The organism is Variovorax sp. AC194 (genome assembly GCF_979257995.1).
The window spans coordinates 391,136-407,428 of sequence record NZ_OZ409823.1 but is presented as its reverse complement, the minus strand read 5'-3'; the positions used below and the strand labels follow the sequence as shown (position 1 = coordinate 407,428).

15 protein-coding genes are annotated in these 16,293 nt (G+C 68.4%); 11 read left to right on the top strand and 4 right to left on the bottom strand.

Going from position 1 to position 16,293, the window contains the following annotated elements; all coding sequences use genetic code 11:
- Positions 1–116: 116 nt before the first annotated feature.
- Positions 117–1,133: a septal ring lytic transglycosylase RlpA family protein gene (locus tag ACZYRS_RS01955; RefSeq protein ID WP_443083335.1), complete on the top strand. Its 1,017-nt coding sequence runs from the start codon at positions 117–119 to the stop codon at positions 1,131–1,133.
- Positions 1,134–1,139: 6 nt separating this feature from the next.
- Here the strand turns inward: ACZYRS_RS01955 and ACZYRS_RS01950 are convergent, their stop codons facing one another.
- The 3 genes from ACZYRS_RS01950 to ACZYRS_RS01940 form a co-directional block, all read right to left on the bottom strand.
- Positions 1,140–1,601, bottom strand: coding sequence for a carboxymuconolactone decarboxylase family protein (locus tag ACZYRS_RS01950; protein WP_198785335.1), 462 nt, complete (start codon positions 1,599–1,601; stop codon positions 1,140–1,142).
- A gap of 87 nt (positions 1,602–1,688) precedes the next feature.
- Positions 1,689–2,570, bottom strand: coding sequence for an RNA polymerase sigma-70 factor (locus ACZYRS_RS01945; RefSeq protein WP_463417922.1), 882 nt, complete (start codon positions 2,568–2,570; stop codon positions 1,689–1,691).
- 84 nt (positions 2,571–2,654) lie between these two features.
- Positions 2,655–3,512, bottom strand: coding sequence for a ferritin family protein (locus ACZYRS_RS01940; RefSeq protein WP_042577375.1), 858 nt, complete (start codon positions 3,510–3,512; stop codon positions 2,655–2,657).
- Between the two features lie 129 nt (positions 3,513–3,641).
- Here ACZYRS_RS01940 and ACZYRS_RS01935 point away from each other — a divergent pair, with 129 nt between their 5' ends.
- From ACZYRS_RS01935 to ACZYRS_RS01910, 6 genes are all read left to right on the top strand, one after another.
- Positions 3,642–4,256 carry a glutathione peroxidase gene (locus ACZYRS_RS01935; protein WP_463417921.1) on the top strand — a complete coding sequence of 205 codons (615 nt, stop codon included), beginning with the start codon at positions 3,642–3,644 and terminating at the stop codon, positions 4,254–4,256.
- 293 nt (positions 4,257–4,549) lie between these two features.
- Positions 4,550–5,857: an NAD(P)/FAD-dependent oxidoreductase gene (locus ACZYRS_RS01930; RefSeq protein WP_463417920.1), complete on the top strand. Its 1,308-nt coding sequence runs from the start codon at positions 4,550–4,552 to the stop codon at positions 5,855–5,857.
- Positions 5,854–6,657 (top strand): DUF1365 domain-containing protein, encoded by an 804-nt coding sequence (locus ACZYRS_RS01925; protein WP_463417919.1) that lies wholly within the window; start codon positions 5,854–5,856, stop codon positions 6,655–6,657. Before ACZYRS_RS01930 ends, ACZYRS_RS01925 begins: the two co-directional genes overlap by 4 nt.
- Positions 6,654–7,880 carry an SAM-dependent methyltransferase gene (locus ACZYRS_RS01920; RefSeq protein WP_198785340.1) on the top strand — a complete coding sequence of 409 codons (1,227 nt, stop codon included), beginning with the start codon at positions 6,654–6,656 and terminating at the stop codon, positions 7,878–7,880. Before ACZYRS_RS01925 ends, ACZYRS_RS01920 begins: the two co-directional genes overlap by 4 nt.
- A gap of 6 nt (positions 7,881–7,886) precedes the next feature.
- Positions 7,887–9,182, top strand: coding sequence for an MFS transporter (locus ACZYRS_RS01915; protein ID WP_463417918.1), 1,296 nt, complete (start codon positions 7,887–7,889; stop codon positions 9,180–9,182).
- Positions 9,179–9,973 carry an SDR family NAD(P)-dependent oxidoreductase gene (locus ACZYRS_RS01910; RefSeq protein ID WP_463417917.1) on the top strand — a complete coding sequence of 265 codons (795 nt, stop codon included), beginning with the start codon at positions 9,179–9,181 and terminating at the stop codon, positions 9,971–9,973. The genes ACZYRS_RS01915 and ACZYRS_RS01910 overlap by 4 nt, the downstream gene beginning before the upstream one ends.
- A 47-nt stretch (positions 9,974–10,020) precedes the next feature.
- Here the strand turns inward: ACZYRS_RS01910 and ACZYRS_RS01905 are convergent, their stop codons facing one another.
- A complete protein-coding gene (locus ACZYRS_RS01905) occupies positions 10,021–10,632 on the bottom strand; it encodes a glutathione S-transferase N-terminal domain-containing protein (protein ID WP_198785343.1) in 612 nt (203 codons plus the stop codon).
- Between the two features lie 137 nt (positions 10,633–10,769).
- Here ACZYRS_RS01905 and purB point away from each other — a divergent pair, with 137 nt between their 5' ends.
- The 4 genes from purB (at position 10,770) to ACZYRS_RS01885 (ending at position 16,275) form a co-directional block, all read left to right on the top strand.
- Positions 10,770–12,149, top strand: coding sequence for an adenylosuccinate lyase (gene purB, locus ACZYRS_RS01900; RefSeq protein WP_463417916.1), 1,380 nt, complete (start codon positions 10,770–10,772; stop codon positions 12,147–12,149).
- A 140-nt stretch (positions 12,150–12,289) separates the two neighbouring features.
- Positions 12,290–13,429: a PepSY-associated TM helix domain-containing protein gene (locus ACZYRS_RS01895; RefSeq protein WP_463417915.1), complete on the top strand. Its 1,140-nt coding sequence runs from the start codon at positions 12,290–12,292 to the stop codon at positions 13,427–13,429.
- Between the two features lie 94 nt (positions 13,430–13,523).
- The gene (locus ACZYRS_RS01890) at positions 13,524–15,659 is read left to right on the top strand and encodes a TonB-dependent receptor family protein (RefSeq protein WP_463422441.1); all 2,136 of its coding nucleotides are present in this window, start codon (positions 13,524–13,526) and stop codon (positions 15,657–15,659) included.
- Between the two features lie 55 nt (positions 15,660–15,714).
- On the top strand, positions 15,715–16,275 hold the full coding sequence (locus ACZYRS_RS01885) for a YaeQ family protein (RefSeq protein ID WP_198785346.1): 561 nt from the start codon (positions 15,715–15,717) through the stop codon (positions 16,273–16,275).
- Positions 16,276–16,293: the final 18 nt, after the last annotated feature.

Below are 16,293 nucleotides of genomic sequence, written 5' to 3'. Positions count from 1 at the left end.
GCACTTCGTGTCGCTTCGCCAACCCCCTCACCGGGGGTAACACCGGAGGCCCGGCAAAGCCGGTTCCTCGGTGTTTCTGGCGTGGGCCGTATCTAGAAGCAGCGGGGGTGTGCGCAGTGGCAGTCGCCGTCCTTCTGGCCGGCTGTGCAAGCGGCCCGCGCAGCGGCGGCGGCGTGGCCAGCGGCCGCGACGGCCCCGGCACGAACATCCCCTCGGACCTGGACCGCGTGCCCGACGCCGAGCCACGCATCGAGCCCATCCGCGGCAGCGGCGGCACCAGCAAGCCCTACACGGTGCTGGGCCGCGCCTACCAGCCGATCACCGACGATCGGCCGTTCCAGGAGTCCGGCATCGCCTCGTGGTACGGCCGCAAGTTCCATGCGGCATCGACCGCGAGCGGCGAGCCCTACGACATGTACGCGATGACGGCCGCGCACAAGACGCTGCCGCTGCCCAGCTACGTGCGGGTGCGCAACCCGGCCAACGGGCGCGAGGTGATCGTGCGGGTGAACGACCGCGGGCCGTTCGTCGACGGCCGCATCATCGACCTCAGCTACACGGCCGCGCTCAAGCTGGACCTGCTGCGCGGCGTGGCGCCGGTGGAGATCGAGCGGATCACGAACGAGGACATCCGCACCGGCGCATGGCGGCGGGATTCGGGGACGGCGTATGCCGCCGCTGCCCCGTCGGAGCCGCAGGGCGCCGTGGCGGTGTCGGTGCCTGTGCCTTCGGCATGGGTGGCGCCCGTGGCGATGAGTGCGCCGGTGGCGTCGACGATGCCAGTGGCGCCCCAGTCACCGACGACACCCGTGGCGCCGATCGGGCCTGCGGAGTTGCCTGCTGCACAGGCAGCGCCGCCGGCCGTCGAGCCGGGCGCTGCGCCGTCTTCCGCCGCGGTGGCGGGCTTCTGGGTGCAGCTGGGCGCCTTCCGCGAACGCGACGGCGCCGAGACCATGCGGGGCCAGGCCGCGCGCGGATTGCCTTCGCTGGCGCCGCAGCTGCGCGTGTTCAGCGAGGCCGGCACGCACCGGCTGCAGGCCGGGCCATTCGCCTCGCGCAATGCCGCCGGCGAAGCCGTCACGCAGTTGCGCGAGAGCCTGCGGATCGCGCCGATGGTGGTCGAGCGCCGCTGAGGACGCTCAGTCCAGCGCCTTGACGGCGACGGGCACGCGCATGCCGACGTTGATGCGGTTCCAGGTGTTGATCTGCGCGACCGCCACGGTGAGCTCGGCGATCTCGACGTCGCTGAACTGCGCCTTCAGGGCCGCGAATTCGACTTCGCGCTCGTCGTGGTCGTCGGCCAGCCGCGTGAGCGATTCGGCCCAGGCCAGCGCCGCGCGTTCGCGCTCGTTGAAGAAGCTCACTTCGCGCCATGTGGCCAGGCTGTTGATGCGCTGCCAGCCTTCGCCCTGTTTGCGCAGGTCGCGCACGTGCATATCGAGGCAATAGGCGCAGCCGTTGATCTGCGAGACGCGGGCGAAGACGAAGTCGAGCGTCGTCTTTCCGACGGTGCTCGCGTCGATGCTGGCGCTGACGGCCAGGATGGCTTCGAAGGTCTTGGGGATGGTCTTGAACCAGTTCAGGCGGGGGGTCGTGTTCATGAGAGGACTCCAGTGAGTGGGTTGAAAAATCTGCTTCCTACCCACTGAAGACGGGCCAGCCATCGGCCCTGTGACACGGCGCGCGAACTATTTGGAGGCAACGATCTGCGCGATGCGTGCGAGCTTGTCCGGGTTGCGCTGCACGCGGATGCGCGCGATACGTTCGTCCTCGATCTCGAAGGTCTGCGCCGATTCGAGTTCGCCGTCGATGAAGCGCAAGAGGCCCGGCTCGCCGTTGATCTCCACCAGCTCCATGCGCACCACCGGGCCCATGCGGCGCCAGAGCGAGAAGTAGAGCTGCGCGAGGCGCTGGTTGCCGGTGAGGACCTTGCTGAAGGTCTGCACCTTGCCGCCGCCGTCGCCGATGAGCTCGACCTCTTCGGTCATCAGCGCCTTCAGGTCCTGCATGCTGCCGCGCGCGGCGGCGTCGGCAAAGGCGCGCAACAGGCGCTGGTGGGTTTCGCGCGAGACCTGGTAGCGCGGGCGGGCGTCCTGCACCTGCGCCTTGGCGCGGTGCACCAGCTGGCGGCAGGCGGCTTCGCTCTTGCCGAGCGTGAGCGCCACTTCGTCGTAGTCGGCGTCGAACACCTCGCGCATCAGGAAGGCCGCGCGCGCCTCGGGCGCCAGGCGCTCGAGCACGGCGAGGAACGCGACGGAGATGTTGTCGGCGCGCTCCAGCGATTCCTCGGGCGTGTCGGGCGACTCGGTCAGCGTCGGCTCGGGCATCCAGGCGCCGATGTAGTGCTCGCGCTGGACCTTGGCGGTGCGCAGCCGGTCGATCGACAGGCGCGTGACGACGGTCACGAGCCAGGCTTCGGCGCTGTCGAAGCCGGCCTTGTCGGCCTCATGCCAGCGCAGCCAGGCGTCCTGCACCACCTCTTCGGCCTCCGCGACGGAGCCGAGCATGCGGTAGGCGATGCCCTGCAGGCGGCGACGGTGGCTGTCGAAGGTGAGGGTCGGGTCGTCCATGCCCGATTAGACGTTCGGCGCCCGCAGGTTGTGACACCGGACGCCCAAAAAAAATCGCCCCGGATGGCGGGGCGAAGTTTCAGTTCAAGCGCCTTGGTACTCAGGCCTGGGGCCGAGCGTCGCGGCGACTTCCTTGCGGTAGCGGTTCAGTTCCTGCACGGTCTTGAAGCTGCGGTTCATGAGGAGGCTCAGGTTGTGCAGGATGCGCTCGCCGACCTTGGTTTCCCAGACGGCGTCGAACTTGATCTGCTTGTCGAGCCAGTGTTCCAGCCAGTCCGGATCGGGCATGCGGCTCTGGATGGTGTCGTTCGGGAACAGCGCCTTGTTCACGTGCAGGTTGGTCGGGTGCAGGGCCTGGGCGGTGCGGCGGGCGCTCGCCATCAGGACGCCGACCTTGGTGAACGCGGCACGGGCCTCGTCGCCGAACTTCTCGAGCGCGCGCTTCATGTAGCGCAAGTACGCGCCGCCGTGGCGGGCTTCGTCCTGGCTCAGCGTGGTGTAGATATGCTTGATGACCGGCTCGGTGTGCCATTGGGCGGCGCGGCGGTACCAGTGGTTCAGGCGAATCTCGCCGCAGAAATGCAGCATGAGGGTCTCCAGCGGGGGCGCCGGGTCGAAATCGAAGCGCACTTCGTGCAATTCGGCTTCGGTGGGAGCGTGCTTGGGGCTGAAGCGCTTGAGGTACTCCATCAGCACCAGGGAGTGCTTCTGCTCCTCGAAGAACCAGATCGACATGAAAGCGGAAAAATCGCTATCGTGGCGGTTGTCGCGCAGGAACATCTCGGTGGCCGGCAGCGCCGCCCACTCGGTGATGGCATTCATCTTGATGGTCTGGGCCTGCTCTTCCGTCAGCAAGGAAGCATCGAACGACTGCCAGGGAATGTCCTTGTCCATGTCCCAGCGGACGGATTCGAGTTGTCTGAAGAGTTCCGGATAGAGCATCAAAGTCTTTCTATGGCCGCCGATTTTAGTCGGCCCGTTTGGCGCGCCCATGACAGACGCGCGATGATGCGGATACGTGCGCCGTGGCGGCACGGATGCACACCCCCCTTTTTGAACCAGGAGCCCGCCATGCGAACCCTTTTCTTATTGTCGACGCTCTGGCGCTGCGCACCGGCTGTTTCCCTCGTGGCGGGGCTGGTTACAGCGCTTCCGGCGAGCGCCCAGACGACGCCCGCCGTGCCCGCTCCGGCCGAGGCTGCCGGGTGCCCAGTCATTCTTCAACACACCTTCCCGCGCCTGCAGGATGAAAAGCCCCAGACTTTGTGCCAGTACTCGGGCAAGGTGGTCCTGGTGGTCAATACGGCGAGTTTTTGCGGGTTCACGCCGCAGTACAAGGGCCTGGAGGCGCTGGACCTGAAATACCGCAACCGCGGGCTCGTGGTGCTGGGCTTTCCGTCGAACGATTTCTCCCAGGAATCGGGCTCCAACAAGGAAATCGCCGATTTCTGCGAAAGCACGTTCGGCGTGAAGTTTCCGATGTTCGCCAAGTCGTCGGTGCGCGGAACGGACGCCAACCCGCTGTTCAAGCAGCTGGCGCAGGCCTCCGGCACCACGCCGAAATGGAATTTCTACAAGTACCTGATCGGGCGCGACGGCAAGGTCGTGCAGGCCTGGTCGAGCATGACCGCGCCGGACGAGAACGGCTTCGTGAACGTCATCGAGAAGCAGCTCGGGACAAATTAAGACTGATCAGTTCACAAAAAAACGAATCGGTAATATTATTTACCGATGCGTCCATATCATCGTGAACTGAACGTCACAAACGCTTACCACTGCACAGGGAACCGGTCCGGCGAGGGCGTGCTCATAATTTGCGTGGGCGGTAAAAGCCCACCGGTTTTCATGTTGCGAGGTCTTCCAGGCGCTTGTCGTCTGGTCGAAATCCCGAGGCGATTCTTCTCCTCCTCCCTCCCTCCCTCCTTCGCGTCGGGGCGCCTCGCAGCATTTTTGTATTCCCGCCGGAACGGGGGCTCGCGATGACGCAGCCCCCTCGCGTCGCCATCGTCGGCGCCGGCATCTCGGGACTGGCCGCAGCGCACGCCCTGCGCGACGCGGCCCGCATCACCCTCTTCGAAGCCAGTGACTACTTCGGCGGCCACGCGCACACGGCCACGATCGAGCTGCCGCGCTCCCCGAGCGATCCGACCCGCGTCGCCCACGGCGTCGACACCGGCTTCCTGGTCTACAACGACCGCACCTACCCGAACCTGATCCGCCTGTTCGCCGACCTCGGCGTCGAGACCGCGCTGTCGGAAATGTCGTTCTCCGTCCAGGCCACCCGCGACAGCGGCGGCCGGCTCGAATGGAGCGGCAACAACCTCTCCACCGTGTTCGCCCAGCGGCGCAACCTCGCCGACCCGCGCTTCCTCGGCATGTTGGCCGACCTCCTGCGCTTCAACCGCCTGACCACGCGCATCGCCCAGGCCGGCACCGAGGGCGAACTGGCCCAGCCGCTCGGCGAGTTCCTGGCCACCCACCGCTTCGGCGCCGCCTTCCGCGACTGGTACTTCCTGCCGATGATGGGCTGCATCTGGAGCTGCTCGACCACGCAGATGCTGGCGTTCCCGGTCGCGACCATGATCCGCTTCTGCCACAACCACGGGCTGATCCAGATCGCCAACCGGCCGCAGTGGCGCACGGTGCGCGGGGGCTCCCGCCACTACGTCGAGAAGATCGTCGCGGGCATCGAGGACAAGCGCTTGCGCACGCCGGTACGCCGCATCACCCGCACAAGCGAAGGCGTGCTCGTCGCCACCGACGCCGGCACCGAGCGCTTCGACCACGCGATCCTGGCCACCCATTCCGACCAGTCGCTCGCCATGCTCGGCGACGCGAGCCCCGCCGAAGCCACCGTGCTCGGCGCGATCCGCTACCAGCCGAACCACGCCGTGCTCCACACCGACGCCTCGGTGCTGCCTCAGCGCCGATCGGCCTGGGCTGCCTGGAACTACGAGCGCGCGGCCGCCGGCGAGCGCGAATCGGGCCGCGTCTGCCTGCACTACCTGCTGAACAAGCTGCAGCCGCTGCCCTGGGCGCAGCCGGTCGTCGTTTCGTTGAATCCGGTGCGCGAGATCCAGCGTAGTCAGGTCATGGCCGAATACGACTACGACCACCCGGTGCTCGACCTTGCCGCGATCCGCGCGCAAGCCGAGGTTCCCGCCCTGCAGGGCCAGCGCAATACCTGGTTCGCCGGCGCGTGGATGGGCTATGGCTTCCACGAAGACGGCCTCAAGGCCGGCCTGGCCGCCGCCGCGGGCCTGCGCGCTGCGAGGCCCGCGGCATGAGCCAAGCGCATCCGCTTCCGCTGATGGGCTTCGGCGACGTGCGCCACACGCGCCTGCGCCCCGCGCGCAACGCCTTCGTCTACCCGACCTATTTCCTGATGCTGCCGATGCGCACCCTGCGCGCGAACGGCAGCAACGCGCTCGCGCTCAATCGGCGGGCGGCCCTCTCGTTCCACGACGTCGACCACGGCGACGGGCGCACGCCCGCGCAAGGCGGCGCGCTGGCCTGGCTCGACGACCTGCTGGCGGCCCACCAGATCCACGATGCGATCGGCGAGGCCTGGCTGCATTGCTATCCGCGCGTGTTCGGCTACACCTTCAAGCCGGTGAGCTTCTGGTATTGCCACACGGCCGAAGGCGCGCTGCGTGCCATCGTGGTCGAGGTGAACAACACCTTCGGCGAGCGCCACTGCTACCTGCTGGACCACCCGGTCTACGGCCAGGAGCTCAAGGCCACCAAGGCCTTCCACGTCTCCCCGTTCTGCCAGGTCAGCGGCGGCTACCGCTTCCGCTTCTTCGTCGATGCCGAATTCGCCCACACCGTGGTGCGCATCGACCACGACGATGCCGACGGCCCCCTGCTGCAGACCAGCGTGAGCGGCGAACTTGGCCCGCTCACGGCGGCCAGCGCACGGCGCGCGCTCTGGCGCTATCCCGCCATGACCTTCGGGCTCATCGCGCGCATCCACTGGCAGGCCGCCAGGCTCTGGCTCAAGCGCGTTCCGTTCGTCGCCAAGCCCGCGCCGCCCCGCCATTTCGTGTCCAGCGACCATCCGCACCAGCAGCAGGCGAACCCATGACCCCGACCACCACCGCCCCCCAGGTTTCGCGCTTTTCGTTGCCGCAGGACGCCCCCGGCGCCGCGCGCACGGTGCTGGGCCTGTTGCAGCGCCTCGCCCACGGCTCGCTCACCGTGCGCCTGCCCGACGACTCGGTGCGGCACTTCGGCGCCGCGCCCGGCAGCAGCAACCTCACGGCCTCGCTCACGCTGCGCAACTGGGAGGTCTGCAAGGCCGCGCTCAAGTCGGGCGACATCGGCTTTGCCGAGAGCTACATCGCAGGCGACTGGACCACGCCGAACCTGGTGGAGCTCATCAAGGTGTTCATCGCCAACCGCCGCGCGATCGAGGACGTGGTCTACGGCAGCTGGTTCGGCCGGCTCGTGTACCGCGTGCGGCACCTGATGCACCGCAACAGCAAGGCCGGGAGTTCGCGCAACATCCACGCGCACTACGACCTGGGCAACGCGTTCTACAAGCTCTGGCTCGACGAGACGATGAACTATTCGTCGGCCTGGTTCGAGGGCAACTTCGACAAGCCCATGCCCGACGCGCAACGCGCCAAGGTGCGCCGCGCGCTCGACATGGCGGGCGTGAAGCCCGGCGACCGCGTGCTGGAGATCGGCTGCGGCTGGGGCGCGCTGGCCGAGATGGCCGCCTTCGATTTCGGCGCCTCGGTGACGGGCGTGACGCTCTCCACCGAACAGCTCGCCTTTGCGCGGCAGCGCACCGCGGGCCTTTCGGCCGACCTGCGCCTGCAGGACTACCGCGACATCGACGACGCGCCGTTCGACGCCGTCTGCTCCATCGAGATGGTCGAGGCCGTGGGCCGCGAATACTGGCCGACGTACTTCCAGAGCGTGAGCCGCCTCCTCAAACCCGGCGGCCGCGCCTGCGTGCAGAGCATCGTGATCGACGACCAGCTCTTCGACCGCTACATCGACTCCACCGACTTCATCCAGCAGTACATCTTCCCGGGCGGCTGCCTGCCCTGCCCGCGCGAGTTCCGGCGCGAGGCCGAGGCGGCGGGCCTCGCGGTGGTGGACGAATTCGCCTTCGGCGCCGACTACGCCGAGACGCTGCGCCGCTGGCGCGAGCGCTTCCTGGCCGAGCGAGGTCAGATCCTGCAGCACGGTTTCGACGAGCGCTTCATGCGCATCTGGGAGTTCTATCTCGCGTACTGCGAGGCGGCGTTCTCGCAGGCCAACATCGACGTGGTGCAGTACACGCTGCAAAAGCGCTAGCCCTTCGTGTCCACCTTCGGCCCTCTGGCTGGCGTGCGCTACGGGCTGCTCGGGCTGCCGCTCGCGTTCGTCGCGCTGCCTCTTTACGTGCTGCTGCCGAACCACTACGCGCGCGCCTTCGGCGTGCCGCTCGCCACGCTGGGCGCGGTGCTGCTGGGCGCGCGGCTGCTCGATGCGGTGATCGATCCGCTGCTCGGGCGGCTGAGCGACCGGCTGCATGCGCGTTCGGCGCAGGCGGTGCTCGGCTTCGGCGCCGTCGCCGCGGGCGTCCTGCTGCTGGGCTTCGGGCTGCTTTTCTTTCCGCAACTGCTGGTCGACCCCGCGCGCCATGGCGCGCTGCTTGTGGCTGCCGCCGTGCTGCTCGCGCTGACCTACGCGGGCTACAGCATGCTGAGCATCGCGCACCAGTCGTGGGGCGCGATGCTGGGCGGCGACGCCTCGCAGCGCAGCCGCATCGTGGGCTGGCGCGAAGGCATGGGCCTCGTCGGCGTGGTGTTCGCATCGGTCGTGCCGACGCTGGCGGGACTGCCCGCGATGGTCGCGCTGTTCGGCGTGCTGCTGGTGGTGGGATGGATCTTCTGGACGCAGGCGCCACGGCCGGTGCGCGCCGCCGCGCCGCATGCGTCGATGGACCTGCGCCTGCCGCTGCGCCGTGCGCCGTTTCGCCGGCTGCTCGCGGTGTTCGTGCTCAACGGCATCGCGAGCGCGGTGCCGGCCACGCTGGTGCTGTTCTTCGTGCAGGACCGGCTGCGCGCGCCGGCCGCGATGGAGCCCGCGTTCCTCGGCCTCTACTTCGTGGTGGCCGCCGCGTCGATCCCGGCGTGGCTGCGCATCGTGCGCCGCTGGGGGCTCGCGCGCAGCTGGCTGGGCGGCATGTGCATGTCGGTGGCGGTGTTCGCATGGGCCGGCGCGATGGGCGCGGGCGATGCGGTGCCCTTTCTCGTCGTCTGCGCGCTGTCGGGTTTCGCGATCGGCTCGGACCTCGTGCTGCCGAGCGCGCTGCTCGCCGGAATCATTGCCGAGGCCGGCGACCAGCCGCACGCCGGCGCGTACTTCGGCTGGTGGAATTTCGCGACCAAGCTCAACCTCGCGCTGGCCGCCGGCCTCGCACTGCCGCTGCTCGGGCTGGCGGGCTACGTGCCCGGCGCGCGCGATGCGTCGGCACTGCAGGCGCTGTCGCTCGCCTACTGCCTGCTGCCCTGCGTGCTCAAGGTGATCGCGGGCGTGGCGCTGTGGGCGCTGGTGATTCGATCGCCCGCTTCCGCGCCGCCCGTGTCGCTTCCGGCGAAGGCTGCACCGTGAAGCCCTTCAATCCGCCGCTCGCCGACTGGCGCGGCAAGACGGCGTGGATCGTCGGCGCCTCCTCGGGCATCGGCCGCGCGACTGCGCTGGCGCTGCTCGAAGGCGGCGCGCGGGTCGCGGTGTCGGCGCGCAACGGCGAGGCGCTCGAGGAACTCGCGGCGCTGCACAACGACGCCGCGCGGCCGCCGCGCGTGATCGTTCTGCCGCTGGACGTGCGCGATGCCGCCGCGGTCGCCGCGGCGTATGCGCAGCTGCAGGCGATGGCCGGCAGCGTCGATCTCGTGCTCTTCAACGCCGCCACCTACGGCGTGCTGCGCGCCGACGCGTTCGCGCTCGACGAAATGCTCGCGCACCAAGAGGTCAACTACGTCGGCGCGTTGAACGTGCTGGCCGCCGTGCTGCCCGGCTTCGTGGCGCGCGGCGCGGGCCACGTGTCGCTCACGGCCAGCGTCGCGGGCTTTCGCGGCCTGCCGAAAAGCCTGGCCTACGGCCCTACCAAGGCCGCGCTGACCCACCTGGCCGAGGTGCTCTACATCGACCTGCATGCGCGCGGCATCGGCGTGAGCGTGATCCAGCCGGGCTTCGTGACCACGGCGCTCACCGCGAAGAACGACTTCGCGATGCCGGCGCTGATCACGCCCGCACAGGCGGCGGAGGCCATGCTCGAGGGCTGGCGCCGCGGCGCGTTCGAGATCCACTTTCCGCGGCGCTTCACGTTCTGGATGAAGCTGATGCGGCTGCTGCCGTACCGGCTCTACTTTCCGGCGGTCGCCAGGTTCACCGGACTCTGAAAAAGAAAAAGGCGCCGCGTGGCGCCTTTGTTCGGGGCTGTGCCGTCTCAGGGCTTCGTGTCGATGAAGCTGGGGCGCAGCATGAGCTTGTCGTAGAGCTTGGCCAGGTTGCCGTGCTCGTCGCGCCAGTCGATGTCGGGAAAGCGCAGGCTCAGCCAGCCGAGCGTGCAGCCCACCGCGATGTCCGACAGGCTCAGGTGAATGCCGCTGCAAAAGGGCTTGTCGCCCAGGCCCTTGGACATGGCGGCCACGCCGTCCAGGACCTTGGTGCGCTGGCGCTCGATCCAGCTCGCACTGCGCTCGTGGTCGTTGCGGCCGGTCCAGGTGGCCTCCAGACGCCAGAGCACGCCGGCGTCCATGACGCCATCGGCCAGCGCTTCCCAGGTCTTGACCTCGGCGCGCTCGCGGCCCTGCTGCGGAATGAGCTTGCCGACGGGGGACAGGGTGTCCAGGTACTCGACGATCACGCGCGAATCGAACATCGCGTCCCCGCCTTCCATGATCAGGCAGGGCACCTTGCCCAGCGGATTGGAGTTGGAGATGGTGGTGTCGGCGGACCAGACGTCCTCGATCACGAACTGGTAGTCGAGCCGCTTCTCGGCCAGCACCACGCGCACCTTGCGCACATAGGGGCTGGCGGCGGATCCGATCAGTTTCATGAAGGCTCTCTCCCTTTGCTCTTGGCTGTATGACACTTGTTCATAATCATTTTAGGTGAACGGGAAAACCGCAGGTCCGGATCCACCCCAATGTGTCGGTACGGCCCCACGAACCGCCGGCCGCCTAAAATTCGGGCATGAGCTTTTCCACCGTCTCCGCCCTCTCCCCCCTTGACGGCCGCTATGCGGCCAAACTCGCGGCGCTGCGTCCGCTGATGAGCGAACAGGGCTATATGCACCGGCGCGTGCAAGTCGAGGTGGCGTGGTTCATTGCGCTGTCCGACTGCGGCTTCGCCGAATTCAAGCCCCTGACCGGCGGCGCCCGCAAATACCTGCTGGGCCTGGTCGCCCACTTCTCCGAGGCCGATGCACTGGCCATCAAGGAGATCGAGAAAACCACCAACCACGACGTGAAGGCGGTCGAATACTGGATCAAGTCCAAGTTCGAAGCCCGGCCCGAGCTCCTGGCCGCCGCCGAGTTCGTGCACTTCGCCTGCACCAGCGAAGACATCAACAACACCAGCCACGCCCTGCAGATCCAGGCCGCGCGCGAAAAGGTGGTGCTGCCGGCCATCGACGGCCTGATCGCCAAGCTGCGCGAAATGGCGCACCAGTTCGCGGGCGTCTCGATGCTCTCGCGCACCCACGGCCAGACCGCCAGCCCGACCACCGTGGGCAAGGAAATCGCCAACGTGGCGGTGCGCCTGTCGAAGGCCCGCGCGCAGATCGCCTCGGTGCAATTGCTCGGCAAGATGAACGGCGCCGTCGGCAACTACAACGCCCACCTGGCCGCCTGGCCCGACTTCGACTGGGAAGCCTTCAGCCGCAAGGTCATCGAGACGCCCGCGCCGCTCGGCCTGGGCCTGAGCTTCCAGCCGTACAGCATCCAGATCGAGCCGCACGACTACATGGCCGAGCTCTTCGACGCGGTGGCGCGCGCCAACACGATCCTGGTGGACTTCTCGCGCGACGTCTGGGGCTACGTGAGCCTGGGCTACTTCAAGCAGCGGCTGAAGAAGGGCGAGATCGGCTCCTCGACGATGCCGCACAAGGTCAACCCGATCGACTTCGAGAACGCCGAAGGCAACCTGGGCCTGGCCAACGCGGTGCTGCGCCACCTGAGCGAGAAGCTCCCCATCAGCCGCTGGCAGCGCGACCTGACCGACAGCACGGTGCTGCGCAACATCGGCGTGGCCTTCGGCTACGCGACGCTCGCCTATGCGAGCCTGGCCACGGGCCTGGGCAAGCTGGAGCTCAACGAAGAGGCGTTGGCCGACGACCTCGACGCCTCGTGGGAAGTGCTGGCCGAGCCGATCCAGACCGTGATGCGCCGCTACGGCGTGCAGGGCGCCTACGAGCAGCTGAAGGAAGTGACGCGCGGCAAGACCGTCACGGCCGAGGCGCTGCACGGGCTGATCCGCTCGCTGGCCATTCCGGAAGAGGAAAAGGCCCGCCTCCTGGCCATGACTCCCGCCAGCTACGTCGGCAAGGCCGCGGAGCTCGCCCGTAGAATCTGACGCGCTTGTGCATCGATCTACCAACCGCGGCGAGCGGTTGGCGCGGTCCGCACACAGACCCCGACTTCCCAGCCAACGCACCCCGCCGCGGGCGCGCCAGCCAACAACCATGACGGGACTCCTCGAGGTCCCCGTGATTCATGCTGCGCGCTCCGCTGCGACGTCTCTGGCTGAAGATCCACCGCTGGACCGGGCTCACGCTCGGCCCGATCCTGGCCCTCACGGCGCTGCTCGGCGCGGTGCTGGTGGTGTCCCGGCCGATCGATCGCCAGGTCCATTCCGACTTCTTCGTCGCGCGCACCGCGGGTGATGCCATCGCGGCCACGGCCGCGTTGCCGCTGGAGCCCCTGCGCCAGCGCATCGTGGCCGAGTTCGGCCCCGACACCAGCTTCACGCTGCGCCCGCCCCACCACCCCGACGAAACGCTCTGGGTGCTGGTGCGCGGCAAGTGGGACGGCACGCTCTACCTGGACCCCGCCACCGGCGCCGAGCAGGGCCGGCGCGGCACCGAAGAGGGCTTCTACAACCTGGCCTACAAGGTCCACAACAGCCTGCTGCTGGGCAGCACCGGCAAGGGCATCCTGGCGTTCGTGGCGCTCTCGTACCTGTTCCTCCTGGTGACGGGCCTGGTGCTGTGGTGGCCCACGCGCTGGCCGCCGTCGCTGCGCATCGTGCTGGACCGCGGATGGCTGCGCGGCCTCTTCGACCTGCACCGCACGGGCGGCGCGGTGCTGGGCCTCCTGATCGCGGTGTCGGTGGCCACGGGCGCCTACATGGCGTGGCGGCCGCTGGGCGGCTTCATCTCCGCCGCCGTGGGCCAGAAGCCGGTCAAGGCGCCGACGATCCCCAAGGGCAGCGCGAGCGGCCCGCGCATGCCGCTGGACGAACTCGTGGCGCGCGCGCAGCAGGTGTACCCGGGCCAGCCGATCGGCTACCTGCTGGTGCCCGGCAAGGCGGACCGGCCGGTGCGCGTGCGCTTCCGGCTGCCCGACGACCCGCACCCGAACGGCATCAGCTCCGTGTGGCTGAACCCGGTGAGCGGCGAAGTGCTCGCCGCACGCAAGTGGCAGGAGCTGGACGCCGGCAACGGCGCGGTGGCGGTGATCTTTCCGCTGCACACGGGCGAGCTGGGCGGCGTGGCCCACCAGGTCGCGACCGCGCTGCTGGGCCTGGCGCTCGGCGGCCTGGGCTTCAGCGGCATCTGGCTCTGGTGGCGCCGCCGCGCGATGGCCGCCGCGGCGCGCAACAACAACGCGCTTTCCAGCCGGACGACGTCCTGAAGAAGACGCCCCACGTCCCGCGCACACGGTTTTCCTGCTTTTTTTCATTCCCGGAGGAGTCCCCTTGTTCCCGCACAAACGCACAGCCATTGCGATGGCGCTGTTACCCCTGAGCCTGCAGAGCTTCGCCGCCGACGCAGACCCCGCGACCGATCCGTCCAAACCGTCGCTGGACGCCATCACCGTCACCGGCGACTGGCTCGCCAACCCCAACGAGAAGAAGGTGCTGGAGCACGCCGGTGCGCGCAGCATCGTGGAGCGCAAGCAGATCGAGGAAAGCGGCGCCTCCAGCGTGCGCGACGTGCTGCGCCAGATCCCGGGCGTGCAGGTGCAGGAGAGCAACGGCACCGGCGGCAGCGACATCTCGCTGAACGTGGGCGTGCGGGGCCTCACCTCGCGGCTGTCGCCGCGCTCGACCATCCTGCTGGACGGCGTGCCGCTCGCCTACGCGCCCTACGGCCAGCCGCAGCTGTCGCTGGCGCCACTGTCGCTCGGCAGCATCGAGACGGTCGACGTGGTGCGCGGCGCGGGCTCGGTGCGCTACGGCCCCCAGAACGTGGGCGGCATCATCAACTTCGTGACGCGCGCGATCCCCAAGCAGTTTTCGGGCGAGGTGGGCGTGGGCATCGAGAGCGCCGGCCACGGCGGCGGCACCAAGACGACGCCCACGCTGTTCGTTGGCGGCACCAACGACAAGGGCCTGGGTCTCGCGCTGCTGTATTCGGGCACGCACGGCGACGGCTTTCGCCAGAGCAACGACCACACCAGCATCGACGACCTGATGCTCAAGGGCGCCTACCGCATCTCCAGCACCGACGACATCGCGGTGTCGCTGCATCACTTCGAGGGCAGCGGCCGCATGCCGGGCGGCTTGACGACGGCGCAGTTCGCGGCGAATCCGTTCCAGTCGGACCGCCCCTTCGACGAATTCACCGGCCGGCGCACCGACGGCTCGATCAAGTACACGCACAACGACGGCGTGAACAAGTTCGAGATGCTGGGCTACTACACCGACTCGTTCCGCGGCAGCCACCTGGAGCAGGAAGGCACCGGCGCCAATGCCGGCAAGCGGCGCCTCACGAGCGCGCCGCGCAACTACAAGACCTTCGCCATCGAGCCGCGCTACTCGCGCCTGATCGATTCGGGCGACGTGGTGCAGGAAGTGAGCGTCGGTTTCCGCTACCTGCGCGAAGAGGCCTCCGAGGTGGCGACGCGCAGCGCCTACTACACGCCGCGCCCGGGCTTCGACGCCTACGGCCTGGCCAACCCGGCCTACCAGACCAGCAAGGGCGGCACGGTGGCGCACGCGTTCTACATCGACGACCGCATCGACATCGGCAACTGGACGATCACACCCGGCGTGCGCTATGAATCGTTCCGCTCGCACAACGACGTGTTCACCGTGGCGAACAACCGCATCACGAACGCGATCTATCCGACGATCGATTCCAACGAAGTGCTGCCGACGCTGTCGGTGCTCTACCGCATGAACGAGCGCTGGTCGCTGTTCGCGAACGCCGGCGTGTCGTTCGGACCGCAGCAGTACGCGCAGCTTGCGCAGTCCACCACCAGCCTGCACCCCGAGAAGGCCAAGACCTACGAAATCGGCACGCACTACAAGGGCGAGGCCTGGAGCGGCGAGCTCACGCTGTTCAACATCAACTTCGACAAGGAGCTGCTGCTCGCGCGCTCGATCACCGGCGACGTCGGCCAGTGGACCGACCTGGGCGCCACGCGCCACCGCGGCGTGGAATCAGCGCTGCGCTATGAGCTGGGCGACCTGAGCGCATCGCTCAAGGGGCTGTCGGTGTCGGGCACGTACACGTACACGCAGGCCACCTCCAAGGCCGGCAATTTCGCCGGGCGCGACCTGCCGTTCTATTCGCGCCAGATCTTGACGCTCGGCGCGCGTTACGAGCGCGGCCCGTGGACGCTCAATGCCGACGTGTACGCGCAGTCCAAGCAGCGCTCGCCCGGCTCGCCGGACGACGGCGCGCAGTACGTGACGCTGGAAGATTCGACCGGCCGGCTCGGCAACATCCCGGGCTACACCACGATGAACCTGCGCGCCGCGTACGACTTCGGCCCGTCGATGAGCCACCTGAAGCTGGCCGTCGGCGTGAAGAACCTGTTCGACCGCCGCTACTACAACCGCTCGGTGGACAACAACGGCGGCAAGTACGTGGGCCAGCCGCGCACGGTGTACCTGCAGGCGTCGGTGGCGTTCTGACGGCCGTCGTGCGCGGGCGGTCGTGGACGTGCGCGGCAGGCATACTCGCGCACCCATGGCCCTCAAATCCACCATCTTCAAGGTCGCCCTCGCGGTGGCCGACATCGACCACGGCTACTACGCCGACCATGCGCTGACCCTGGCGCGCCACCCGAGCGAGACCGACGAGCGGATGATGATCCGCCTGGTCGCGCTCGCGCTGAACGCCCACCAGCTGCAGGACATCTGCCAGGGCGACGGCACGCTGGCGTTCGGCGCAGGCCTCTCGAACGTGGACGAGCCCGACGTGTGGCTGCGCGACTTCACGGGCGAGACCAAGATCTGGATCGAGGTCGGCCAGCCCGAGGACAAGCCCATCATCAAGGCCTGCGGCAAGGCGGACGAGGTGATCGTCTACTGCTTCAACCACGCGGCCGAGATCTGGTGGCGCGGCATCGAGAACAAGCTCACGCGCCCGCAGAACCTGAAGGTCTACCGCGTGCCGACCGAGGCCTCGCAAGCGCTGGCCGCGCTCGCGCAGCGCAGCATGCAGCTGCAGGCGACCATCCAGGAAAACACGCTCACGCTGGGCGACGGCACGAACAGCATCGACGTCGAGCTGCTGCGCTGGAAGTAGCGCTTCGCCCCCGCAGCG

What these genes read in the sequence shown, in the direction of transcription:
- ACZYRS_RS01950 (WP_198785335.1), bottom strand. Translation starts at nt 1,601, where the DNA reads ATGAACACGACCCCCCGCCTGAACTGGTTCAAGACCATCCCCAAGACC.
- ACZYRS_RS01945 (WP_463417922.1), bottom strand. Translation starts at nt 2,570, where the DNA reads ATGGACGACCCGACCCTCACCTTCGACAGCCACCGTCGCCGCCTGCAG.
- ACZYRS_RS01940 (WP_042577375.1), bottom strand. Translation starts at nt 3,512, where the DNA reads ATGCTCTATCCGGAACTCTTCAGACAACTCGAATCCGTCCGCTGGGAC.
- ACZYRS_RS01935 (WP_463417921.1), top strand. Translation starts at nt 3,642, where the DNA reads ATGCGAACCCTTTTCTTATTGTCGACGCTCTGGCGCTGCGCACCGGCT.
- ACZYRS_RS01930 (WP_463417920.1), top strand. Translation starts at nt 4,550, where the DNA reads ATGACGCAGCCCCCTCGCGTCGCCATCGTCGGCGCCGGCATCTCGGGA.
- ACZYRS_RS01925 (WP_463417919.1), top strand. Translation starts at nt 5,854, where the DNA reads ATGAGCCAAGCGCATCCGCTTCCGCTGATGGGCTTCGGCGACGTGCGC.
- ACZYRS_RS01920 (WP_198785340.1), top strand. Translation starts at nt 6,654, where the DNA reads ATGACCCCGACCACCACCGCCCCCCAGGTTTCGCGCTTTTCGTTGCCG.
- ACZYRS_RS01905 (WP_198785343.1), bottom strand. Translation starts at nt 10,632, where the DNA reads ATGAAACTGATCGGATCCGCCGCCAGCCCCTATGTGCGCAAGGTGCGC.
- purB (WP_463417916.1), top strand. Translation starts at nt 10,770, where the DNA reads ATGAGCTTTTCCACCGTCTCCGCCCTCTCCCCCCTTGACGGCCGCTAT.
- ACZYRS_RS01895 (WP_463417915.1), top strand. Translation starts at nt 12,290, where the DNA reads ATGCTGCGCGCTCCGCTGCGACGTCTCTGGCTGAAGATCCACCGCTGG.
- ACZYRS_RS01890 (WP_463422441.1), top strand. Translation starts at nt 13,524, where the DNA reads ATGGCGCTGTTACCCCTGAGCCTGCAGAGCTTCGCCGCCGACGCAGAC.
- ACZYRS_RS01885 (WP_198785346.1), top strand. Translation starts at nt 15,715, where the DNA reads ATGGCCCTCAAATCCACCATCTTCAAGGTCGCCCTCGCGGTGGCCGAC.